This window comes from Catellatospora chokoriensis (genome assembly GCF_011297315.1).
Lineage (GTDB): Bacteria > Actinomycetota > Actinomycetes > Mycobacteriales > Micromonosporaceae > Catellatospora > Catellatospora citrea.
Genome location: NZ_JAAOTI010000010.1, coordinates 264349 through 284946, shown reverse-complemented (window position 1 = coordinate 284946; position 20598 = coordinate 264349). Strand labels below are relative to the sequence as shown.

Sequence of the window (20598 nt, the reverse complement as noted above, 5' to 3'; positions counted from 1 at the left end):
GGCGCGGGCGGTGGGGGATCGGGCGGCGGGGTGGTGCGGGGGTCGGGGAGGATGAGGGGGTGGTGGCTGTGGTGGGTTGGGTGCAGCGGATGACCGAGGTCGTCGGCGCCCGTTACGACGCGTCGGTGGACCGGGCTCGCAAGCGGTCCGCCGCGTTCGACCACCTGTGGCGGATGAAGGAACGCTACGCCGACGTGCTGGCCGGGCGGCTGGCCGCGGCGATCGCCTACTACGCCTTCTTCGCCGCGTTCGCGCTGACCATGGTGGCGTACGCGGTGCTGGTCAAGGTCTTCTCCGGCAACGCCGAGCTGGTGGCCGACGTGGACCGGTTCCTGCTCGCCTACTTCCCGGCGGTGAACACCGAGCAGCTGCGCACCTCGGCCGGCTCCATCGGCACCGTCGGCCTGGTCAGCCTCGTGCTGGCCGGGATCGGCTGGGTGGACGCCTGGCGCTCGTCGCAGCGCGCGATCTGGGGGCTGGACCAGCACCCGGGCAACTTCCTCGTGCTGCGGCTGACCGACTTCGGCATGCTGATCGCCCTCGGCCTGCTGATGGCCGTCTCGCTGACCGCGATCGACGGCCTGGTCACGCTGTTCGACCTGCTCCCGGGCACCAGCGGCGACTTCTGGCTGAAGGTGAGCATCTACTCGGTGACGGTCCTGGTCAACGCCATGATCGGATTCGCGCTGATCACCGTGCTGCCGCGCGTGCACATGACGCCCCGGCGGCTGCTGCCCGCGATCGGCATCATCGCGGTGGGCCTCACCCTGCTCAACGAGTTCGGCCGGTACTTCGTCCAGCGCACCGAGAACAACCCGGCGTACGTCGCGGTCGCCGCGTCGGTCGGCCTCCTGCTGTACCTGTACCTGTTCAACCAGATCGTGCTCTGGGCGGTCTCCTACGCGGCCACCTCCGCCAACGGCAAGGTGTTCGACCTGGCCTGGGGCCGCCCGCGCAAGCACCATCTGGAGTGGGTGCCGCCCGGCGACATCGCCAAGGCCGAGGCCGAGGCGGTGCAGGCCGAGGCCGAGGACGACGCCGCGGATCGGGCCGCTCGGCTGGAGGGCCCGGACGACTCCGACGCGCCGGATACGCCGAAGGCCCCCGAAAAGCATCGCGAAGCTCGATGATGGTCGCGTGGGTGCACTCGTGACTTTGGAGCTGCCGGCCGGATCGCCGCAGCTGGACCTTCCCTGGATCATCACCTTCGGCCCGCTCGACGACGACGAGGAGTGGGAGCCGGTGGTCTGCGGGCCGTACGAGCGCCCGCACGCGCTCGCGCTCGCGCAGCACGTCGTCGCCGACGAGGACCTGATGGCGGTGGTCGAACCGCTGCTGCCGGCGACCTCGCTGGACCAGATCCGCGCGGAGATCGCCAACGCGCAGGACCTGGCCGCGCAGGAGGCCGACGAGATCGACGACGTGCTCGACGACGACGCGGACGACGAGCACGACCATGACCACGACCATGACGACCACGTCGTCGAGGCCCCCAGCGCCGCCGAGCTGAAGGCGGGCTTCGCCCGCATCTCCGCCCGCCTCACCGGGGCCTGACGCCGCTTCCTGCTCCGCACTTTCGGGGAAACCGCACGAAACGAGCCACTCGTTCGCGCGGTTTCCCCGGAACTGCAGGCGATCTTGGCGTGCGGAGCGCGGCAGGGCGGGGCGTCAGCCGCGCAAGGCGTAGTCCCGGATGGGCTGCCAGCTGCCGCTGCCGTTGTGCTCGTAGCGGGTGAAGTGGTCGACGTCGAAGCGGGCCGAGTAGTCGGCCATGCGGTCGAAGACGTCGTCGAGCGCGGGCTCCGGCACGTCGTGGCCGATGGTGACGTGCGGGTGATACGGGTGGGCCAGGTCACGGGCCAGCGGACCGGTGCGGATCGCGCCGGCCAGCTGCTCGCACTCCCCGATGCCGGTCGCCAGCGCCACGAACACCACCTGGCTGACCGGCCGGAACGTGCCGGTGCCGCGCAGCTGGATGGAGAACGGCGCGTTCTGCTCCGCCACGCTGTGCAGCAGCTCGTCGAGGCGGCGGTCCAGGTCGGCGGAGACCGGCAGCATGGTCGGGCCGAGCAGGGTGACGTGGGACGGGATCAGCGCCGCGAGCGGGTCGCCGGTGGACGCGCGGGCCGCGTCGAGTTCGGCACCCCACGGTTGCGGGATGCCGATCGCGATACCGATGGTGCGCTCCACCGACGCCTCCTGGCTGAACTGCCGTTGCCAACGCCCTGGGGGGCCGAGCTCCGCTGCTGGTTCTACCGACCCGCCGGAGCCAAGAACCCGATCTTGTCGTAAACCGTAGCCAGCGTCGGCACCGAGACGGTACGGGCCTTCTCGGCACCGATGACCAGCAGTTTGTCCAGTTGCGCGGGGTCGTCGAGATACTCCTGGGTGCGCTGCTGGAACGGCGCCACGAACTCCACCACCACCTCGGCGAGGTCCTTCTTGAGGTCACCGTACCCCTTGCCGGCGTACGCCTCGACCAGCTCGGGGATCGGGCGGCCGGACAGCGCGGAGTAGATGGTCAGCAGGTTGCTCACGCCCGCCTTGGCCTCGGGGTCGAAGACGATGTCGCGGCCGGTGTCGGTGACCGCCGACTTGATCTTCTTCGCGATCTTCGCGGCAGGCTCCAGCAGCTCGATCAGGCCGTTGCCGGTCGACGCCGACTTCGACATCTTGGCGCTCGGGTCCTGCAGGTCAAGGATCTTGGCGGTCTCCTTGACGATGTGCGGCTGCGGCAGCGTGAACGTCTTGCCGAACTGCGAGTTGAAGCGCTGCGCCAGGTCCCGGGTCAGCTCCAGGTGCTGGCGCTGGTCCTCGCCCACCGGCACCGAGTCGGCCTGGTAGAGCAGGATGTCGGCCGCCTGCAGGATCGGGTACGTGAACAGGCCCACGCTGGACCGCTCCGCGCCCTGCTTGCTCGACTTGTCCTTGAACTGGGTCATCCGGCTGGCCTCGCCGAAGCCGGTGATGCAGCTCATCACCCAGCCGAGCTGGGCGTGCTCGGGCACGTGCGACTGCACGAAGACCGTGCAGCGGGCCGGGTCGAGGCCGGCGGCCAGCAGCTGCGCCACGCTGACCCGGGTGCGCTCGCGCAGCAGCTTCGGGTCGTGCCCGGCCGTGATCGCGTGCAGGTCGACCACGCAGTAGAACGCGTCGTGCGTCTCCTGCATGCCCACCCAGTTGCGCACCGCGCCCAGGTAGTTGCCCAGGTGGTACGAACCGCCGGTCGGCTGGATCCCGGAGAGCACCCGGGGCTTGCTGTGCTGGGTCGCGTCGAAGGACATGGACGCCATTCTCCCACCCGGATGATCCGGCCACGAACCTGGGAACCGGCAGCCGGTGGCGGGACTCACTAGAGTCGCCGAGACGAGCGACCGGGGAGACCATGACCGCGCAGGACGAGCTGGGTGAGCTGTACCACGCCGGGTACCGCCGGCTGGTGGCGCAGGTCTACGCGTTCACCACCGACCTGACCGAGGCGCAGGACGCCGTCCAGGAGGCCTTCGCCCGGGCGCTGGCCCGCCGGCACGGCCTGAGCGATGTGGACGCGCCGGAGGCGTGGCTGCGCACCGTCGCCATCAACGTGGTGCGCCGCCGCTGGCGGCGCCGCCAGCTGCTGGACACCATCCTGCTGCGGGAGCGGCCGCTGACCCGGGTCACCGCGGCCGCGCCGGAGCCCGACAACACCGACCTGCGCGCGGCGCTGGCTGCCATCCCGAGCCGGTACCGCGAGGTCGTCGTCCTGCACTACCTCGCCGATCTGCCCCTGGACGAGGTCGCCGAACTGCTGGAGGTCCCCGTGGGCACGGTCAAGTCACGGCTCTCCCGGGGCCGGGACGCGCTGCGGGGGCTGCTCGACGACGTCGATGCGCCGCCGCTGGAGCAGGTGCGGGTCCGCGCGGGGCGGATCAAGGCCCGCCGCCGCACCGCGCAGGCCGCCAGCGCCGCCGCGGTGCTGCTGATCGCCGCCGTGGGCGTGTTCCAGCCGTGGCGGCCGCAGCTGTCGCCGGACGACACGGCCACCTCGCCCAGCGCCCCGGTCACCGCGCCGCCCGCGCCCGTGTACTCGGGCTCGGGCTCCGCGGCAGGCCTGGTCATCGACGGCATCTTCAACCCCGCCACCGCCCCGGACGTGCCGGGCTTCATCACCGAGTTCGAGCTCGACGGCGCGGCGGGCTGGCTGCGCACCGCCTGCGGCAGCCGGGAGCTGCCCAGCTGCCGGCCGACCTTCGCCCGCACCGCCGACGGCGGCCAGACGTGGCAGATCGTCGCCGACACCGGCGCGAAGCCGCCCGTCCCGCCCGGCGGCTCCGGGCTCACGGTCACCTGGGCCGCACGCGGCCGCACCCCGTCGGGCCTGGCGTGGGTGGCCGGGCTGGACGGCGGCACGGCCTACCTGGCCTCGGCCGCCGACGGCGCGCAGTGGCAGCGTCACGTGCTGCCGGGCGCGGCGGGCGCGGACCGGGTCACCGCCACCGTGCGCGGCGAGGACGTGCTGGCGTTCGCCCTGAAAGACAACAAGATCATCGGGGTGTACGCGGGCCGCGTGCCCGTACGCGTCTCCGGCGGGGCCGCCTTCGCACCCATCGGCGAGCCGGTCTACCTGCCCGACGGCCGCATCCTGGTGGCCGGTCCGGAGAGCCGGTTCTACGTCAGCGGCGACCTGGGCGCGAGCTTCGTCGAGGCGGGCGGCTCCCTGCCGCCGGTCGGCGAGCTGCGCGCCACGACCGACGGCTACGTCGCGCTCGACCTGTTCCGCGCCGGCTGGACGGCCGTCTCCACGGACGGCCTGACCTGGCACAAGCTGCCCATCCGCTGACCCGGTCGCCGCTCGGCGGTCAGGCCGGGTCGGACAGCGGCGTCGGGTCCACCGGGATCGGGTCCGCCAAGATCGGATCCGCCGGGGCCGGGTCCACCGGGGTCAGGTCCACCGGTGTGAGCCTGACCCGGGCGACCCGGCGGCCGTCCAGGGCGAGCACGGTCAGCCGGTAGGCCTCCAGGGTGGCGCTGTCCCCGGCGGCGGGCAGCCGGCCCAGCGCGCTCATCAGGAAACCGCCCACCGTCTCGTACGGCCCCGCGGGCAGCGTGATGCCAGTGCGCTCGGCGAAGTCGGCGAGGTTGAGCATGCCGTCGACCTCGTCCGGCGCGGGCCCGCCCGGGGCGTGCGCGGCGGGGGTGTCGTCGTACTCGTCGTGGATCTCCCCGACCAGCTCCTCGATCAGGTCCTCCAGCGTCACGATGCCGGCGGTGCCGCCGTACTCGTCGACGACCACGGCGATGGTGTGCCGCTCCCGGCGCATCTCCGAGAGCGCGGCGAGCACCGGCTTGCTGGCGGGCAGCCGCTTGATCTCGCGGGACAGCTCGCGCACCGAGCGGTCCGGCCGCTCGTCCCAGAGCAGGTCGCGCAGGTGGACGAAGCCCACCACGTCGTCGTGACTGCCGTCGGCGATCGGCATGCGGGTGTGCCCGGCCTCGCGGGCCTCGGCGATCGCCTCCGCGACGGTCATGCTCACCGTCAGGAACCACACCTCGGTGCGGGGCACCATCACCTCGCGCAGCGTGGCCGCGGAGCGCGACAGCGCCTTGCTGATGATGTGCCGCTCCTCCGGGTCCAGCGCGGTGTTCACGGCGACCAGCTCGCGCAGCTCAGCCTCGGTGATCTGCTCGCGCCCGGCGGTCGCCTCGACCCCCAGCACGCGGCTCGTCCAGCGGGTCAGCGCGTCGGCGGCCCGTACGATGGCCGGCGCGACGGCACGGGCCATCCGCCCGGGCGGACGTAACCGGGGCTCCCGTCGGCGCGGCTCGCGGCCATGGGCATCCCGCTGACGGGGGGTGTTCTGCCGGGGCACGGACATGGCCGCATATTAGCGTTCCCGGATCGTCCTGCCCGCATGACGAGGGGCACAGGCAGGCCGGGGACGGCGATTTCCCGGAATTCGCGGGTGCCCGGCCGGCCGACCGGCCGCACTCGGAGGCGTTGGAGCCTGTTGTTTTATGTTTGAATATGATCAGATAGCAGCAACGATACGGGTGTCACGGCGCGGGCTAGGCTGGCCCGCACCAGCAGTTGAGGGAGCGTCTTCCATGAAGTTACTGGTCACCGGGGGGGCCGGATACGTCGGCAGTGCCGTGGCGCGGCTGCTCGTCGACGCCGGCCACGAGGTCGTGGTGCTCGACGACCTCTCCCGCAACGACGCCTCCCAGGTGCCCGCGGGCGCACGCCTGGTGCAGGCGCGCATCCACGACGCCGCCACCGTGCTCACCCCCGACGCCGGGTTCGACGCCGTGCTGCACTTCGCCGGCCTGATCGCGGCCGGCGAGTCGATGGCGCAGCCCGAACTGCACTGGGACAACAACACGGTCGGCTCGCTGGCCCTGCTCGACGCGATGCGCGCGGCCGGGGTGAAGCGCCTGGTGTTCTCCTCCACCGCGGCCACCTACGGCGACCCGTCCGAGCTGCCGCTGACCGAGACCGCGATCACCAAGCCCGTCAACACGTACGGCGCGACCAAGCTCGCCGTCGACATGGCCATCGCCTCCGAGGCGCACGCCCACGACCTGGCCGCCGTCAGCCTGCGCTACTTCAACGTCGCCGGCGCGCTGGTGCTGCCGGACGGCTCGACGATCGGCGAGCGGCACGACCCGGAGACCCACCTGATCCCGATCGCGCTGCAGGTCGCGGCCGGGCAGCGGGAGAAGCTCGCCATCTTCGGCGACGACTACCCGACCCCCGACGGCACCTGCATCCGCGACTACATCCACGTCGGCGACCTGGCCCAGGCCCACCTGCTGGCGCTGGAGGCGGCCCGCCCCGGCGAGCACCGGATCTACAACCTCGGCAACGGCACCGGCTTCTCCTGCAAGGAGGTCGTCGACGCGGTGCGCGAGGTCACCGGCCACCCGCTGCCGGTGGAGATGGCCCCGCGCCGCCCCGGGGACCCGGCCGAGCTGGTCGCCTCGTCGGCGAAGGCCCGGGCCGAGCTCGGCTGGACGCCCGCGAAGCCCGACCTGCGCGACATCGTCGCCGACGCCTGGACCTTCTTCCGGAGCGGGCTGTGACCACCACCGACCAGGGCGTATGGGCCGCGCCGGGCCGGATCAACCTGATCGGCGAGCACACCGACTACAACGACGGCTTCGTGCTGCCGTTCGCGCTGCCGCAGCGGACCGTCGTCACCGCGGCGCGCCTCGACCGTCCCGAGTGGACCGTCACTTCGACGCTGACCGGGCAGACGGTCACCTTCGACCTGTCCGAGCCGGTCACCGGCTGGGCCGCATACGTGGCGGCGGTGGTCTGGGTGCTGCGCGAGGCCGGTCACGAGGTGCCCGGCGCGCGGCTGTCCATCGACTCCGACGTGCCGGGCGGGGCGGGGCTGTCCTCGTCCGCGGCCCTCGAATGCGCGGTGCTGTCCGCGCTGGCCGACCTCGGCGGGCTCGACATCCCGCTGGAGCAGCGGCCGCTGCTGGCTCAGCGCGCCGAGAACGTGTACGTCGGCGTGCCCTGCGGGGTGATGGACCAGTCGGCCTCGACGCTGTGCCGCGAGGGCCACGCGCTGTTCCTCGACTGCCGCAGCATGGACACCGAGCACGTCCCGCTCGACCTGGCCGGTCAGGGCCTGGCCGTCCTCGTCGTCGACAGCCGCGCCCCGCACCAGCTGGTCGACGGCGAGTACGCCGCCCGCCGCGCCGCGTGCGAGCGCGCCGCCGCGCTGCTCGGCGTGCCCGCACTGCGCGACGCCACCCTCGACGACCTGGCCCGGCTGGACGACGAACTGCTGTTGCGCCGCGCCCGCCACGTCATCACCGAGAACGCCCGTGTCCTGGACACCATCGCCCTGCTCCGCGAGGGCCGGTTGCGCGAGATCGGCCCGCTGATGACCGCCTCGCACGCCTCGATGCGCGACGACTTCGAGATCACGGTGCCCGAAGTGGACGAAGCCGTCGAGACGGCCCTGGCCGCCGGCGCGTACGGCGCCCGGATGACCGGCGGCGGCTTCGGCGGCTGCGTCCTCGCCCTGGTGGAGGCCGAAAAAGCGGCCACCGTGGCCGAAGCCGTCACCACCGCCTTCGCGGCCCGCGGCTTCAACCCGCCCGCCACCTTCCTCGCCCTCCCCTCCCCCGGCGCCCACCGCCTGTCCTGAGCAAAGGAAGGGCACCTTCACCACGCTCCGCGTTGCAGAAGGTGCCCTTCCTAACAGGTGACCACGGCCGAGCAGGCGGGACGGGTGCGCTGAGCCGCCATCAAGCTTCGGGACGGTGTCCTTCCCGACACCACAGTGGACGGTCTTGCGGGCATGCGGCAGGATGCCGCGCATGGCTTCCGCGGAGCGCAACACCTACCTCGACCAGGTCGTGGCCCAGTCGGCACAACTGGAGCAGGACCTGCGGGTCAAGAAGGCCCCCATGGCCCAGGCCCCGGCTCCCGGCGGTGGCGGCGACACCAGCAACCGGGCCCGGCGCAGCGCCGCCGAGGCGGCGACCACCCCGCCCACGGCCGTCGACGTACGGGTCACCGGCTTCGGCCCGTGGAAGACCGTGCTCGTGCCGCCGAACGCGTTCGTCGTGCACACCCGGCGCGGCCGCGACAAGCCGCTGCACCTGGGACTCGGCACGTCCTTCCGGTACCGGTCGGCCACCGACTCCTACCTCGTGGTGCCCGGCACCATGCAGACCATCCTGCTCAACGCCTTCTGCATCTGCCGCGAGCTGCAGGGCGTGCTCGTCCAGGCGTACGTCCAGTGGATCGTCCAGGACATCGCCACCGCCTACCGCAAGCTCGACTTCGGCGACGCCTCCGACCCGATGCGGCTGGTCAACCTCCAGCTGAAGGAGCAGGCCGAAGCGGCGATCAAGGACAAGGTCGCCACGATGAGCGTGCACGAGGTGCTCAGCGACAAGCAGCCCATCATCGAGGAGCTGACCGCCCGCCTGCGCGGCGTCGCCGAAGGGGCCGGTGACAGCGACACCGGCCTCGGCCTGCGCATCGTCACCGTGCAGATCAAGGAGGCCGTGGTCACCTCGGCCCGGCTCTGGGAGAACCTGCAGAAGCCGTTCCGCTCCGAGCAGGGCCAGCTCGCCCGGCTCGCCGAGCTCGGCGCCCAGGAGATCATCACCGGCCGGGAGCTGGCCTCCCAGCGCCTGGACCAGTTGCAGCGCCTGGAGAACGACCGCGAGCTCGCCGACCTCAAGGCCCGCAACGCCGCCGCCGCGTTCGACCGGGACGCCGCCGAACGGCTGCGCCGGGGCGAGCGCGATCAGGCCGACGCCCGCGCGCTGGCCAGCCAGGCCAGCGAGACGACGTTGCACGAGCTGGAACTGGAGCAGCAGCGGCACGCGCAGGAGACCGAGATGCGCCGGCTGCGCCTGGAGCTGGAGCAGACGCTGCAGCGCCTCACCCTGGACCACGAGCTGGCCGTCGCCCGCGACCGTGCCGAGCAGCTGCATGCCGCCGCGCTGCTGGAGCTGGAGCGCGACCGGGTCAGCCAGGACATCGCCAACGGGCGCTCGCCCGAGGCCGTGCAGGCCGAGCTGATCGCGCGGCTGCCGGAGATCGTCGCCAAGCTGCCCAAGCCGGACGAGCTGCGTACGGTCAACCTGTCCGGCGCCGACGGCGGCAGCCTGGCCGGCATCGTCGCCGAGCTGGCCGCCGCGGTCACCGCGATCCGGTCTGCGGTGGCGTCGCGCGAATGATCGCCTGGGTGAGCCCGTCCGACGCCGCGTTCGGCGCGGTCGCGGGGCTGTTCGACGACTACCGCGCGCACTACGGACAGCAGCGGGGATACGGCGCGACCCGGCAGTGGCTGCAGGAGCAGGCGGGCCCGTCGGGGCTGCGGATCAGTGCCGCCTTCGCCGAGGGACGCCCCTGCGGGCTGCTCACGGCGCTGGTGATGCCCGCGTCCCTGACGCTCGGCACGTTCTGGATGATCCGGGACCTGTACGTGCCCCCGGAGCACCGCGGCAGCGGCCACGCCCGGGCGCTGGTGACCCATGCGGTGGCGGCCGCCCGCGCCGCGCAGGCACGCCGGATCTCCCTGCAGACGGAGCACGACAACACCGCCGCCCGCGCCCTCTACCGCAGCCTCGGCTTCCACGAGGTCGACGGCTACGTCAGCTACGGCATCACCGGCTGACCCGAAGGCGCACGATGGGTGGTGGCATGCGGAACCGCACCTGCCCGGGGCCGGGCGGGTGCGGTTCCGTGGTGCGCTCGCGGCTCGGTCAGGCGGCTTCGATGATCATGCCGGCGGCGACGGTGCGGTTGGTGGCCTCGTCGATGATGATGAACCCGCCGGTGGTGCGGTTGCGGCGGTACTCGTCGGCCATCAGCGGGACCGTGGTGCGCAGCCGGACGCGGCCGATGTCGTTCAACCCGAGCTGCCCGGCGGTCTCGTCGCGGTGCAGGGTGTTGACGTCGAGCCGGTACTGCAGGCCCTTGACGATGGCGCGGGCGGTGCGGGTCGTGTGCTTGACCGTGTACTTGGCCCCGACGGTCAGCGGCTTGTCGTCCATCCAGCAGACGAGCGCCTCGATGTCCTGGGCCGGGGTGGGGGCGTTGTGCGGCCGGCAGATCATGTCCCCGCGGGAGACGTCGATCTCGTCCTCGAGCCGGACGGTCACGCTCATCGGCGGGAACGCCTCGGCGACCGGCCCGTCGGCGGTGTCGATGCCGGCGATCCTCGTGGTCATGCCGGAGGGCAGCACCATGACCTCGTCACCGGGCTTCAGGATGCCCGAGGCGACCTGCCCCGCGTAGCCGCGGTAGTCGGTCACGGTCGTGGACTGCGGGCGGATCACGTACTGGACCGGGAAGCGCACGTCGACGAGGTTGCGGTCCGACGCGATGTGCACGTGCTCCAGGTGGTGCAGCAGGCTCGGGCCCTCGTACCACGGCATGTTCGCCGACCGGGTCGCGATGTTGTCGCCGTTGAGCGCGCTGATCGGGATGATCGCGAGGTCGGTGATGTCGAGTTTCGCGGCGAAGCTGGTGAACTCGTCGACGATCCGGTCGTAGACGGCCTGGTCGAAGTCGACGAGGTCCATCTTGTTGACGCACAGCACGAGGTGCGGGACGCGCAGCAGCGAGCACAGGAAGGCGTGCCGCCGCGACTGCTCCACGATGCCCTTGCGCGCGTCCACCAGGACCAGGGCCAGGTCCGCGGTGGAGGCGCCGGTGACCATGTTGCGGGTGTACTGGATGTGCCCGGGGGTGTCGGCGATGATGAACTTGCGCCGCGGGGTCGCGAAGTAGCGGTAGGCGACGTCGATGGTGATGCCCTGCTCGCGCTCGGCCCGCAGGCCGTCGGTCAGCAGGGCGAGGTTCGTGTACTCGTCACCACGGGCCGCCGACACGGCTTCGACCGCTTCGAGCTGGTCCTCGAACAGGCTCTTGGTGTCGTAGAGCAGCCGGCCGATCAGCGTCGACTTGCCGTCGTCGACCGACCCGGCCGTCGCGAAGCGCAGCAGATCGATCCTGGCCTCCGCACGGGCCGCGGCCACGGGCTCAGCAACAGCGGTCATCAGAAGTACCCCTCACGCTTGCGGTCTTCCATCGCCGCCTCGCTGACCTTGTCATCACCACGGGTCGCACCACGCTCGGTCACCCGGGTGGCGGCGACCTCGGCGATCACCTTCTCCACCGTGTCCGCCTCGGACGCCACCGCGGCGGTCAGCGTGGCGTCACCGACCGTCCGGTAGCGGACGCGGGCCTTGAACACGTTCTCACCCGGCTTGGCCGCGATGAACTCGTTCACCGCGAACAGCATCCCGTCCCGGGACACGACCTCACGCTCGTGGGCGTAGTAGATCGACGGCAGCGGGATCTCCTCCCGCGCGATGTAGTGCCAGATGTCCAACTCGGTCCAGTTCGACAGCGGGAACACCCGGATCGACTCACCGGGGTGGTGCCGGCCGTTGTACAGCGACCACAGCTCGGGGCGTTGATTCTTCGGATCCCACTGCCCGAACTCGTCCCGGAACGAGAACACCCGCTCCTTGGCCCGGGCCTTCTCCTCGTCCCGGCGCGCACCGCCGAACAGCGCGTCGAAGCGGTACTTGTCGACCGCGTCCAGCAGCACCGGGGTCTGGATCCGGTTACGCGAACCGCCGGCGGGCTCCGTCACCAGGCCGCGCGCGAGCGCATCCGGCACCGACGCGACGATCAGCTGCAGGCCGAGCTCCTGCACGCGGCGGTCGCGGTAGGTGAGCACCTCGGGGAAGTTGTGGCCCGTGTCGACGTGCATCACGGGGAAAGGGATCCGGGCCGGAGCGAACGCCTTCTGCGCCAGGCGCAGCATCACGATCGAGTCCTTGCCACCCGAGAACAGCAGCACCGGACGCTCGAACTCCGCCACCACCTCCCGCATCACGAAGAGACTCTCGGCTTCGAGAGCGTCGAGGTGCGAGACCCGGTACGCAGCCGGCTGCTCAGACGCAGGCTGGATCATGTCCAGACCTTTCCTAGTGATTTACTCGGGAATCTAACGTACACGCGGGCGCGCTTGCCGATCAAGAAACGTCGCGCTTACCCGGATCAGGAATGCTGTGACACAGCCGACAGCAGGTCGGTGGCCAGATCCCGGCGGCAGACGAGCAGATCGGGCAGGCTCGCGTCCGACTGGTTGTAGACCAGCGGTGAGCCGTCGATGCGCGAGGTGTGCAGGCCCGCCGCGGCGGCGACGGCGACCGGGGCCGCCGAGTCCCACTCGTACTGGCCGCCGCCGTGGAGGTACGCGTCCACCTCGCCGGTGACCACAGCCGCGATCTTGGCGCCGGCCGAGCCCATCGGCACCAGCTGCGCGCCGACCTGCTCGGCGACCGCGGCGAGGAACGACGGCGGGCGGGTGCGGCTGGTCGCGATCCGGATCGGGCCGCCGGCGGCCACCGACGGGGACAGCGGCGGGTACGGCGCGGCCGGCTCGCTGCCGAGCACGCGCTGCTGCGCGGGCAGGCCGACGGCCCCCGCCGCGAGCACACCCCCGTGCTCGCCGGTGCGCCGCCACAGCGCGACGTGCACCGCCCAGTCGACGCGGCCCGGCTCGCCGAACTCGCGGGTGCCGTCGAGCGGGTCGATGATCCACAGCCGGTTGGCGGTGAGCCGGGCGGGGTCGTCCACGCCCTCCTCGGACAGCACCGCGTCGGCGGGACGCCACCGGGCCAGCTCGGTCATGAGCAGGTCGTGCGACCGCTTGTCACCGGCGGCGCGCAGGCCCGCCGGGTCGTCGAAGCCGAGTTCGTCACGCAGAGCGAGCAGCAGATCGCCGGCCTGTCGGGCCAGCCATACGGCGAACGCGCCGTCTTCCACGGGGGGCATCAATACGCTCCAGAGCTACGGGCGACGGCGGTCAGCGTACGCAGGAGGATGAGCAGGTCCATGGACATCGACCAGTTCTCGACATAGCGGAGATCCAACCGGACCGCCTCCTCCCACGGCAGGTCGGAACGCCCGGAGACCTGCCAGAGTCCCGTCATGCCGGGCTTCACCGCCAGCCTGCGCCGCACGTCGTCGGCGTACGCGGCGACCTCGCAGGGCAGCGGCGGCCGTGGCCCCACCAGCGACATCTGTCCCAGCAGCACGTTCAGCAACTGCGGCAGCTCGTCCAGCGAGTAGCGGCGCATCCAGCGGCCCATCGCGGTCACCCGCGGATCGTCCCGGATCTTGAACAGCACCCCGTCGTGCTCGTTGAGATGCCTCAGCTCGGCCAGCCGCGCTTCGGCGTCGGTATACATGGTACGGAACTTGTAGATGACGAATTCACGGCCGTCCCTGCCGACCCGCACCTGCTTGAACAGCGCCGGTCCGGCGGAGTCGATGCGCAGCGCCATCGCGATCACCAGCAGCAGCGGCGCGGACAGCACCAGCAGCAGCGCCGCCCCGGCCCGGTCCATCAGCTCCTTCACCACCCGGCTGCCGCCGGACAGCCGCGGATGTTCCACGTGCAACATCGGCAGCCCGTCCACCGGGCGGATGGTGGTCCGGCCGCCGGCCACGTCGATCAGGGCACTGGCCACGATCAGGTCGATCTCGTCGCGCTCCAGCTGCCAGGCCATCCGGCGCAGCGCGTGCCCGTCCAGCTCGGGGCAGCTGAGCACGATCACGGTGTCCGCGCCCGCGGCCCGTACGGCCGGCGCGACGTCGTCGAAGGTGCCGTACACGGGCAGGCCGACCCGGCCGTCGCTGCCGCGCGGGACGCACGCGCCGACGACCTCCAGGCCGTGGAAGCGCTCGCGGCACAGCTGCCGGGTCAGGCCGATGATGGCCAGCTCGTGCCCGACCACGATGGTCCGGCGCAGGCAGGAGCCGCGCTCGCGCCGCCGGTGCAGCCGCTTGCGGATCAGGAAGCGGGTCAGCACCAGCGTGCCGGTGGCGGCGGGCAGCGCGATGAGCACGTACGAGCGGGCGGTGGGCAGTTCCAGCGCGTACGAGCCGATCGCCGCGCTCGCGATCAGCCACAGCCCGCCGCGCATGACCCGGTCGTACTCCTGCGTGCCGACGTACAGGTAGCGCTTGTCGTAGGCCCTGGTCAGCGCCAGTGACGCGAGCAGCGCGAACGGCAGGGCCAGCGACAGCAGGACGTAGGTGCTGGTGTACGGGGTGATCGAGGTGCCGAAGCGCAGCATGTAGACGAGCACCCCGGCGGCCGCGCCGACGAGCAGGTCCGAGCCGAGCAGGGTGCGCAGGTAGCGCTGCTCCCAGCCCTTGCGGCGGTCCAGCTCGCGGACCGGGGTGCCGATGTGGGTGCTGCCGCGGTGCAGCGGGCGGCGGCCCGCGGCGGGCCGGTGCTGCGGGGTCTGCGGGCGCACCGCGACGAGGCCGACCGGCGCGGGACTGAACGGCGCCGGACCGGCGGGCGTGGGCGCGGCGGTGTAGGACAGCGCCCCGGAGGCGTCGATGTGCCGGTGGCGTTGCGGGTAGGGCCGCGGGCCGCGCCGATCGTCGTCTCGGCGCTGCTCCATGGAATGCCCCCCGTCACGACCCGGCAACACCTGCGGCCTGCGTAAATCGGGCAGGGAAGGTGCGCCTGACGGTTACAACGCGAGAAAGGGGCAAATGTGACGGCGCTGAACTGCCGGGGATCAGGCCGTGTGGTACGTCAGCTGGGCCGCGGCCAGACCGCTCTTCACGATCGACTCCACCGCGTCCGCCGCCCGGTCCACCAGGAACTCCAGCTCCTTGCGTTCCACCGCGGAGAAGTCCGACAGCACGAAGTCCGCCGGATCCTGGCGGCCGGGCGGGCGGCCCACGCCGAACCGCACCCGCAGGTACTCCTTGGTGGCCAGCGACTTGGTCATCGAGCGCAGCCCGTTGTGGCCGCCCTCGCCGCCGCCGACCTTCAGCCGCAGCTGCCCGTACGGGATGTCCAGCTCGTCGTGCACGGCGATGACCTGCTCCGGCGGCACCTTGTAGAACTGGCTCAGCGCCGCGGCGGGACCGCCGGACAGGTTCATGTAGGTCAGCGGCTTCACCAGGACCAGCCGCGGCGCGTCCACGCCGAACCCGAGCCGGGCCTCGGCCACGTCGGCGACGGCCTTGCGATGCCGGCCGAACTTCACGCCGGTGCGCTCGGCGAGCAGGTCGGCGATGAAGAACCCGACATTGTGCCGGTTGGCGGCGTACTGCGGTCCCGGATTGCCCAGGCCGACGATCAGCCACGGTGCGGCCTGCTCCATCAACACTCCCCTGAATACGCTCGTGGCGTCCTTCACGCTCTCACAGCATGAAGGACGCCACGGTCGAACGCTAAACCGATCAGGCCTCGGCAGCCACGGTCTCGGCAGCCTCGACGGCCTCTTCCTCGGCCGCCTCCGGCGCCTCGGCGGTCTCGCCCTCGAGCTGCTCGGCGGTCGGAGCCACGCTCACGACGGCGACGATGGTATCGGCCTCGGCGACCAGCTGCGCGCCGCGCGGCAGCTTGATGTCACCGGCGGTGACGTGGGAGCCGGCTTCCAGGCCCTCGATCGAGGCCTCGACGAACTCGGGCAGGTGCAGCGCCTCGGCAGCGATGGCGATCTTGTCGTGCTCGGTCATCACCAGGGTGCCCTTGGCGGCCTCGCCGACCAGGTGCACGGGGACCTCGACGGTGACCTGCTCGCCGCGCTTGACGATGATCATGTCGATGTGCTCGAAGGTGTCCTTCAGCGGGTCGCGCTGGATGGCCTTCGGCAGCGCCAGGGTCTTGGTGCCGTCGGGGCCGACCAGCTCGAAGACGGTGTTGATGCCACCGTGACGGATGGCGGCAGCGAACTCACGGGCCGGCACGGCGATGTGGCGCGGGGCCTCACCGTGACCGTAGATGACGGCGGGCACGAGGCCCGCGCGGCGGGTGCGACGCGCGCCGCCCTTGCCGAACTCGGTACGCGGCTCGGCGCTGATCTTAACTTCAGACACGATTCTTCTCCTGCTCAACGGGTCTCTGTCAGGCCGAGCGAACGAGGGCGCGCGGGGTAACCATGACCCGGAGCACCGCGTCGATCACGGCGCCATCAACAGGCTTTTCGACCCGCAGGGCACCCTCGCCGTGGCAACCCGATTACTGTACCCGATCACTTTCGGTGATTCCCGGCGGGGCGGCCCATGTCACCCCAGCTCCGCCCGCATCACCCGGACCCGCCCCCGGGGCAGCGCCGCCCGACTCCGACCGGCCGCACCACGGCCCAGCCAACGATAGACGTTGGCCTATCTGATCGAGAATTTGTAGATCAAACTCGATCTGATAGGCCAACGTCTATCGGAAACGGGGCGGCGCGTAGGGCGGCCGCGGTAAGGCTGTCAGCTGAGGCCGCCGAAGAGGGTGGTGACGGAGCCGTCGTCGAAGACCTCGCGGATCGCGCGGGCCAGCAGCGGGGCGATGGAGAGCACGGTCAGCTTGTCGAACTGCTTGTCGGAACCCAGCGGCAGCGTGTTGGTGACGATGACCTCGCTGATGCGGCTGTTCTTCAGGCGCTCGGTGGCGGGGTCGGAGTGCACGGCGTGGGTGGTCGTCACGATGACGTCCGCGGCGCCGTTGTCGAACAGGATGTCCGCGGCCTTGCAGATCGTGCCCGCGGTGTCGATCATGTCGTCGACCAGGATGCAGGTGCGCCCCGCGACCTCGCCGATGACCCGGTTCGCGACCACCTGGTTGGGCTTGAGCGGGTCGCGGGTCTTGTGGATGAACGCCAGCGGACAGCCGCCCAGGCGGTCGGTCCAGCGCTCGCCGACTCGCACCCGGCCCGAGTCCGGCGACACCACGGTCAGCTCGCGGTGGCCGTAGTTGGCCTGCACGTAGTCGGCGAGGATGTCCATCGCGAACAGGTGGTCCACCGGGCCGTCGAAGAATCCCTGGATCTGCGCGGTGTGCAGGTCGACGGTCAGGATGCGGTTCGCGCCGGCGGTCTTGAGCAGGTCCGCGATGAGGCGGGCGGAGATCGGCTCGCGGCCGCGGTGCTTCTTGTCCTGCCGGGCGTACGGGTAGAACGGCAGGACCACGGTGATGCGCTTGGCCGAGCCGCGCTTCGCCGCGTCGACCATCAGCAGCGTCTCCATGATCCAGTTGTTCACGGGCTGGCTCATGGACTGGACGATGAAGGCGTCCGAACCGCGGACCGACTCCTTGTAACGGACAAACGTCTCACCACTGGCGAAGTCGTATGCCGTCGTCGGGGTCACCCCCACGCCCAGCACCTCGCCGATCTCCTTCGCGAGCTCGGGGTAGGCCCGGCCCGAGAAGAGCATCAGATTCTTGCGGTTCTCAGTGACGATGCTGCCCATCGGCTTGCCGCCCCTTCACGATGGTCTGCGGTCAGTATCACCTTTTCGGTTCATCCTCTCCCGGCGGTTCGCCAACCAGCCAGCAAGGCCGTTCCCGGGTGCGACAGATCACGGACAGACCGCTTGCTCGGAGTTCACGCAGCTGACACCAGGGTGCCTTGCCCGGCCCGGCGGGCGGGCGCTACCTTCGTCACGTACCAGTGTCCGTACAGAAAGGCTCCGCTCGATGGCCCGGGACCGGTCCGGAGAACCGACGCTCGTTCAGCGCCGGATCCTCCTGCTGCTCGCCGCAGGCTTCACCGTGCAGACCATCACCAAACTGGTCTTCCTCAGCGAGCGCGCCGTGCACGACCACATCGCCAGCCTGAAGCAGGCCACGGGCGCGAAGAACCAGTTCTCCCTCGGGGCCGAGGCCGCCAAGCGCGGCTGGCTCGAGGGCGAGGACGAGCAGCCCGACCGCCGCTGACCCGGCCCGCACACGAAAAAGGCGCGACCCACCCGGGCCGCGCCATTCGCCGTTGTTCAGCCCTCTTCGGAGCTCGCCTGCTCGGCCCGCTCGGCCGCCTCGGCCGCCGCGCTGCCCGGACGGGACCGGCGCACCCAGCCCTCGATGTTGCGCTGGTGCGCCCGTGCCACCGCGAGCGCGCCCGGCGGCACGTCCTTGTCGATCACCGAACCGGCCGCCGTGTAGGCCCCGTCACCGATCCGCACCGGCGCCACGAACGTGGTGTCGCAGCTCGTCTTCACGTGCGAGCCGATCACGGTGTGGCTCTTGGTGCTGCCGCTGTAGTTCGCGAACAGGTTGCCCGCGCCGATGTTGGTCTGCTCGCCGATCGTCGCGTCGCCCACGTAGGTCAGGTGCGGCACCTTGGTGCCCTCGCCCAGCGACGCGTTCTTGATCTCGACGAACGTGCCGACCTTGCCCTTGCGGCCGATCCGCGCCCCGGGACGCAGGTACGCGTACGGCCCCACGGACACGTTCGGGCCGATCTCGGCCTGCACCGCGTGCGCGCGCACCACCTGGGCCTGCTCGCCCACCACCGTGTCGATCAGCGTCACGTCCGGGCCCACCACCGCGCCCTCGCCCACGCTCGTCGCCCCGCGCAGCTGCACGTTCGGCTCCAGCAGGGCGTCACGCTCCACCGTCACGGTCGCGTCGACCCAGGTCGTGGCCGGGTCGACGATGGTCACGCCGGACCGCATCAGCTCCAGGTTGATCCGGTCGCGCAGCAGCGCCCGCAGCGATGCCAGCTCGGCCCGGTCATTGCAGCCCAGCGTCTCGGACGCGTCGGCGGCCAGGTGCACGCGCACCGGCGAGCCCTGCGTCACGAACAGCTCGAAGACGTCGGTGAGGTACTCCTCGCCCTGGTCGTTGTCGGTGGTCAGCTTCGCCAGCGCGGTCCGCAGCGCGGCCGCGTCGAAGGCGTAGATGCCCGCGTTGATCTCGCGGATCGCCCGCTGCTCCGGCGTCGCGTCGCGCTCCTCGACGATGCGGGCCAGCCCGCCGTCGGCGTCGCGGACCAGCCGGCCCAGGCCGGTCGGATCGGGCACCGCCGCGCCCAGCACGGTCGCCGCGGCGCCCGCCGACTCGTGCGCCTCGACCAGTTCCAGCAGCGTCTGCGGCCGCAGCAGCGGCACGTCGCCGTTGAGCACCACCACGGTGCCGTCCAGCTCGCCGAGCGCCTCGACGGCGATGCGGACCGCGTGGCCGGTGCCGTTCTGCTGCGCCTGCAGGGCGGTGCTCACGTCCGGCGCGATCTCGGACAGGTGCGTGGTGACCTGGTCGGCGCGGTTGCCGACGACGGCCAGGGTGCGCTCCGCGCCCAGCGGGGCGGCGGCGGCGAGCACGTGGCCCACCAGGGAGCGGCCGAGCAGCGGATGCAGCATCTTCGGCAGATCCGACTTCATCCGCTTACCCTCGCCCGCAGCGAGGACGATCACCGTACGAGTCACGAGCTGCCTAACGTCGATCCGAACACGTTGCTAGCTCGGCTGCCAGGGCTCGAACCTGGAAAGCGCGCTCCAAAGGCGCGAGTGTTGCCAATTACACCACAGCCGATCGGGTCGCCTGACAGCTTAGCGCCTACCCCGCCGCCTCCGGTCGCCCACTTCTGGCCAGCCCTTCCAGCAGACCCTCGATGTGCCAGTAGAGCTCACGGCCCCGCGGAACGGTGACCACGAGGCAGCCTCTGTACTCGACGCCCTGGTTGTGGCGACCGGTCGACGGCGTATGCCGTTTCAGCGTGACGGAGCCGACGGTCCCCTCGACGAGGCGCCGTTTCTCTGCCCACCAGGCCTGCACAGCGGGCACGTCCGCCGACTCGTGGACGCTGAGCCGGTAGCGAAGATCATGGCGCGACCGGCCCGTCGACTCGACGAACCTCAAGAACAGCTCCACCAGGACGGGGTCGCTGTTGGTGAAGGTGACCTGCCAATCCGTGGGTCGCCATGGTTTGTGCTTGGCGCCCTCGCTCCAGTAGAGCACCGCGCCCACCAGCCGCAGCTCGCGTTCGGTAAGCCGCCCGACCCGCACGGCAGCTGTGCCGACAACCTTCCGATGACGTTGGTCGCGCTCCAGTCGGTGCCTGGACCACTGCGCGTCCGTCATGCGTTTCGAGTGCTCGCGCCGACGGGCCGCCCGTTCGCCTGTGTCCCGTAGCGGCACATGGCGAACCCACGTGAATGCCGTCGAGCGGGCCACGCCCAGCCGCGCCGCGATGTCGGGCACCGAGCATCCTGCCTCGCGCAACGCCACTGCCTGTGCACGTAGTTCCGCCTTGGCCACGCCGTGAATTTAGGACGTGCGTACGACAACTCCAGGGAATTTCTCAGGAGCTGCCACTGTCAAACTA

General features: G+C 71.2%; 20 protein-coding genes and 1 tRNA gene. 8 read left to right on the top strand and 13 right to left on the bottom strand.

Annotated features, from left to right (window positions below; translation table 11 throughout):
* Nucleotides 1–1130 (top strand): YihY/virulence factor BrkB family protein (locus HAV39_RS17585; protein WP_223124419.1); only part of this gene is annotated, 1130 nt, incomplete at its 5' end.
* A gap of 7 nt (nt 1131–1137) precedes the next feature.
* Nucleotides 1138–1554, top strand: coding sequence for a hypothetical protein (locus HAV39_RS17580; RefSeq protein ID WP_191840254.1), 417 nt, complete (start codon nt 1138–1140; stop codon nt 1552–1554).
* A 114-nt stretch (nt 1555–1668) separates the two neighbouring features.
* Here the strand turns inward: HAV39_RS17580 and HAV39_RS17575 are convergent, their stop codons facing one another.
* Nucleotides 1669–2190: a 2'-5' RNA ligase family protein gene (locus HAV39_RS17575; RefSeq protein ID WP_120318017.1), complete on the bottom strand. Its 522-nt coding sequence runs from the start codon at nt 2188–2190 to the stop codon at nt 1669–1671.
* 62 nt (nt 2191–2252) lie between these two features.
* On the bottom strand, nt 2253–3284 hold the full coding sequence (trpS, locus tag HAV39_RS17570; protein ID WP_191840253.1) for a tryptophan--tRNA ligase: 1032 nt from the start codon (nt 3282–3284) through the stop codon (nt 2253–2255).
* A gap of 101 nt (nt 3285–3385) precedes the next feature.
* Here trpS and HAV39_RS42715 point away from each other — a divergent pair, with 101 nt between their 5' ends.
* Complete coding sequence (locus HAV39_RS42715; RefSeq protein ID WP_239120493.1) at nt 3386–4819, top strand: RNA polymerase sigma factor; 1434 nt, start codon at nt 3386–3388, stop codon at nt 4817–4819.
* 19 nt (nt 4820–4838) lie between these two features.
* Here the strand turns inward: HAV39_RS42715 and HAV39_RS17560 are convergent, their stop codons facing one another.
* Nucleotides 4839–5762 carry a hemolysin family protein gene (locus tag HAV39_RS17560; RefSeq protein ID WP_191840252.1) on the bottom strand — a complete coding sequence of 308 codons (924 nt, stop codon included), beginning with the start codon at nt 5760–5762 and terminating at the stop codon, nt 4839–4841.
* Between the two features lie 322 nt (nt 5763–6084).
* Here HAV39_RS17560 and galE point away from each other — a divergent pair, with 322 nt between their 5' ends.
* The 4 genes from galE to HAV39_RS17540 all read left to right on the top strand — a co-directional run bounded on the left by galE (nt 6085) and on the right by HAV39_RS17540 (nt 10130).
* On the top strand, nt 6085–7059 hold the full coding sequence (gene galE, locus HAV39_RS17555; protein ID WP_191840251.1) for a UDP-glucose 4-epimerase GalE: 975 nt from the start codon (nt 6085–6087) through the stop codon (nt 7057–7059).
* Nucleotides 7056–8141, top strand: a complete 1086-nt coding sequence (gene galK / locus HAV39_RS17550; protein ID WP_239120494.1) for a galactokinase — start codon at nt 7056–7058, stop codon at nt 8139–8141. Before galE ends, galK begins: the two co-directional genes overlap by 4 nt.
* Before the next feature lie 172 nt (nt 8142–8313).
* On the top strand, nt 8314–9690 hold the full coding sequence (locus HAV39_RS17545) for an SPFH domain-containing protein (protein ID WP_191840250.1): 1377 nt from the start codon (nt 8314–8316) through the stop codon (nt 9688–9690).
* 8 nt (nt 9691–9698) lie between these two features.
* Complete coding sequence (locus HAV39_RS17540; RefSeq protein WP_191840249.1) at nt 9699–10130, top strand: GNAT family N-acetyltransferase; 432 nt, start codon at nt 9699–9701, stop codon at nt 10128–10130.
* Nucleotides 10131–10218: 88 nt separating this feature from the next.
* Here HAV39_RS17540 and cysN read toward each other — a convergent pair whose 3' ends face one another.
* The 7 genes from cysN to HAV39_RS17505 form a co-directional block, all read right to left on the bottom strand.
* On the bottom strand, nt 10219–11517 hold the full coding sequence (cysN, locus tag HAV39_RS17535) for a sulfate adenylyltransferase subunit CysN (RefSeq protein ID WP_191840248.1): 1299 nt from the start codon (nt 11515–11517) through the stop codon (nt 10219–10221).
* The gene (gene cysD, locus HAV39_RS17530) at nt 11517–12443 is read right to left on the bottom strand and encodes a sulfate adenylyltransferase subunit CysD (protein WP_191840247.1); all 927 of its coding nucleotides are present in this window, start codon (nt 12441–12443) and stop codon (nt 11517–11519) included. Before cysD ends, cysN begins: the two co-directional genes overlap by 1 nt.
* 86 nt (nt 12444–12529) lie before the next feature.
* A complete protein-coding gene (locus HAV39_RS17525; protein WP_191840246.1) occupies nt 12530–13309 on the bottom strand; it encodes a 3'(2'),5'-bisphosphate nucleotidase CysQ in 780 nt (259 codons plus the stop codon).
* A complete protein-coding gene (locus HAV39_RS17520) occupies nt 13309–14952 on the bottom strand; it encodes a sugar transferase (RefSeq protein ID WP_191840245.1) in 1644 nt (547 codons plus the stop codon). The genes HAV39_RS17525 and HAV39_RS17520 overlap by 1 nt, the downstream gene beginning before the upstream one ends.
* A 120-nt stretch (nt 14953–15072) precedes the next feature.
* On the bottom strand, nt 15073–15669 hold the full coding sequence (gene pth, locus HAV39_RS17515; RefSeq protein WP_191840297.1) for an aminoacyl-tRNA hydrolase: 597 nt from the start codon (nt 15667–15669) through the stop codon (nt 15073–15075).
* A 76-nt stretch (nt 15670–15745) separates the two neighbouring features.
* Nucleotides 15746–16384 (bottom strand): 50S ribosomal protein L25/general stress protein Ctc, encoded by a 639-nt coding sequence (locus tag HAV39_RS17510; RefSeq protein WP_191840244.1) that lies wholly within the window; start codon nt 16382–16384, stop codon nt 15746–15748.
* A 381-nt stretch (nt 16385–16765) separates the two neighbouring features.
* Nucleotides 16766–17746, bottom strand: a complete 981-nt coding sequence (locus HAV39_RS17505) for a ribose-phosphate diphosphokinase (protein ID WP_191840243.1) — start codon at nt 17744–17746, stop codon at nt 16766–16768.
* A gap of 226 nt (nt 17747–17972) precedes the next feature.
* Here HAV39_RS17505 and HAV39_RS17500 point away from each other — a divergent pair, with 226 nt between their 5' ends.
* On the top strand, nt 17973–18212 hold the full coding sequence (locus HAV39_RS17500) for a helix-turn-helix domain-containing protein (RefSeq protein ID WP_191840242.1): 240 nt from the start codon (nt 17973–17975) through the stop codon (nt 18210–18212).
* 56 nt (nt 18213–18268) lie between these two features.
* Here the strand turns inward: HAV39_RS17500 and glmU are convergent, their stop codons facing one another.
* The 3 genes from glmU to HAV39_RS17485 form a co-directional block, all read right to left on the bottom strand.
* Nucleotides 18269–19699, bottom strand: coding sequence for a bifunctional UDP-N-acetylglucosamine diphosphorylase/glucosamine-1-phosphate N-acetyltransferase GlmU (glmU, locus tag HAV39_RS17495; RefSeq protein ID WP_308440870.1), 1431 nt, complete (start codon nt 19697–19699; stop codon nt 18269–18271).
* Between the two features lie 34 nt (nt 19700–19733).
* Nucleotides 19734–19805 (bottom strand) — tRNA-Gln (locus HAV39_RS17490).
* Nucleotides 19806–19829: 24 nt separating this feature from the next.
* Nucleotides 19830–20531: a helix-turn-helix domain-containing protein gene (locus HAV39_RS17485; RefSeq protein ID WP_191840241.1), complete on the bottom strand. Its 702-nt coding sequence runs from the start codon at nt 20529–20531 to the stop codon at nt 19830–19832.
* Nucleotides 20532–20598 lie beyond the last annotated feature (67 nt).

Excerpts from the sequence above, each read along its gene's own strand:
- HAV39_RS17520 (WP_191840245.1), bottom strand. The coding sequence starts at position 14,952 with ATGGAGCAGCGCCGAGACGACGATCGGCGCGGCCCGCGGCCCTACCCG.
- HAV39_RS17505 (WP_191840243.1), bottom strand. The coding sequence starts at position 17,746 with ATGGGCAGCATCGTCACTGAGAACCGCAAGAATCTGATGCTCTTCTCG.
- HAV39_RS17500 (WP_191840242.1), top strand. The coding sequence starts at position 17,973 with ATGGCCCGGGACCGGTCCGGAGAACCGACGCTCGTTCAGCGCCGGATC.
- HAV39_RS17560 (WP_191840252.1), bottom strand. The coding sequence starts at position 5,762 with ATGGCCCGTGCCGTCGCGCCGGCCATCGTACGGGCCGCCGACGCGCTG.
- galE (WP_191840251.1), top strand. The coding sequence starts at position 6,085 with ATGAAGTTACTGGTCACCGGGGGGGCCGGATACGTCGGCAGTGCCGTG.
- HAV39_RS42715 (WP_239120493.1), top strand. The coding sequence starts at position 3,386 with ATGACCGCGCAGGACGAGCTGGGTGAGCTGTACCACGCCGGGTACCGC.
- cysD (WP_191840247.1), bottom strand. The coding sequence starts at position 12,443 with ATGATCCAGCCTGCGTCTGAGCAGCCGGCTGCGTACCGGGTCTCGCAC.
- HAV39_RS17545 (WP_191840250.1), top strand. The coding sequence starts at position 8,314 with ATGGCTTCCGCGGAGCGCAACACCTACCTCGACCAGGTCGTGGCCCAG.
- trpS (WP_191840253.1), bottom strand. The coding sequence starts at position 3,284 with ATGTCCTTCGACGCGACCCAGCACAGCAAGCCCCGGGTGCTCTCCGGG.
- HAV39_RS17525 (WP_191840246.1), bottom strand. The coding sequence starts at position 13,309 with ATGCCCCCCGTGGAAGACGGCGCGTTCGCCGTATGGCTGGCCCGACAG.
- cysN (WP_191840248.1), bottom strand. The coding sequence starts at position 11,517 with ATGACCGCTGTTGCTGAGCCCGTGGCCGCGGCCCGTGCGGAGGCCAGG.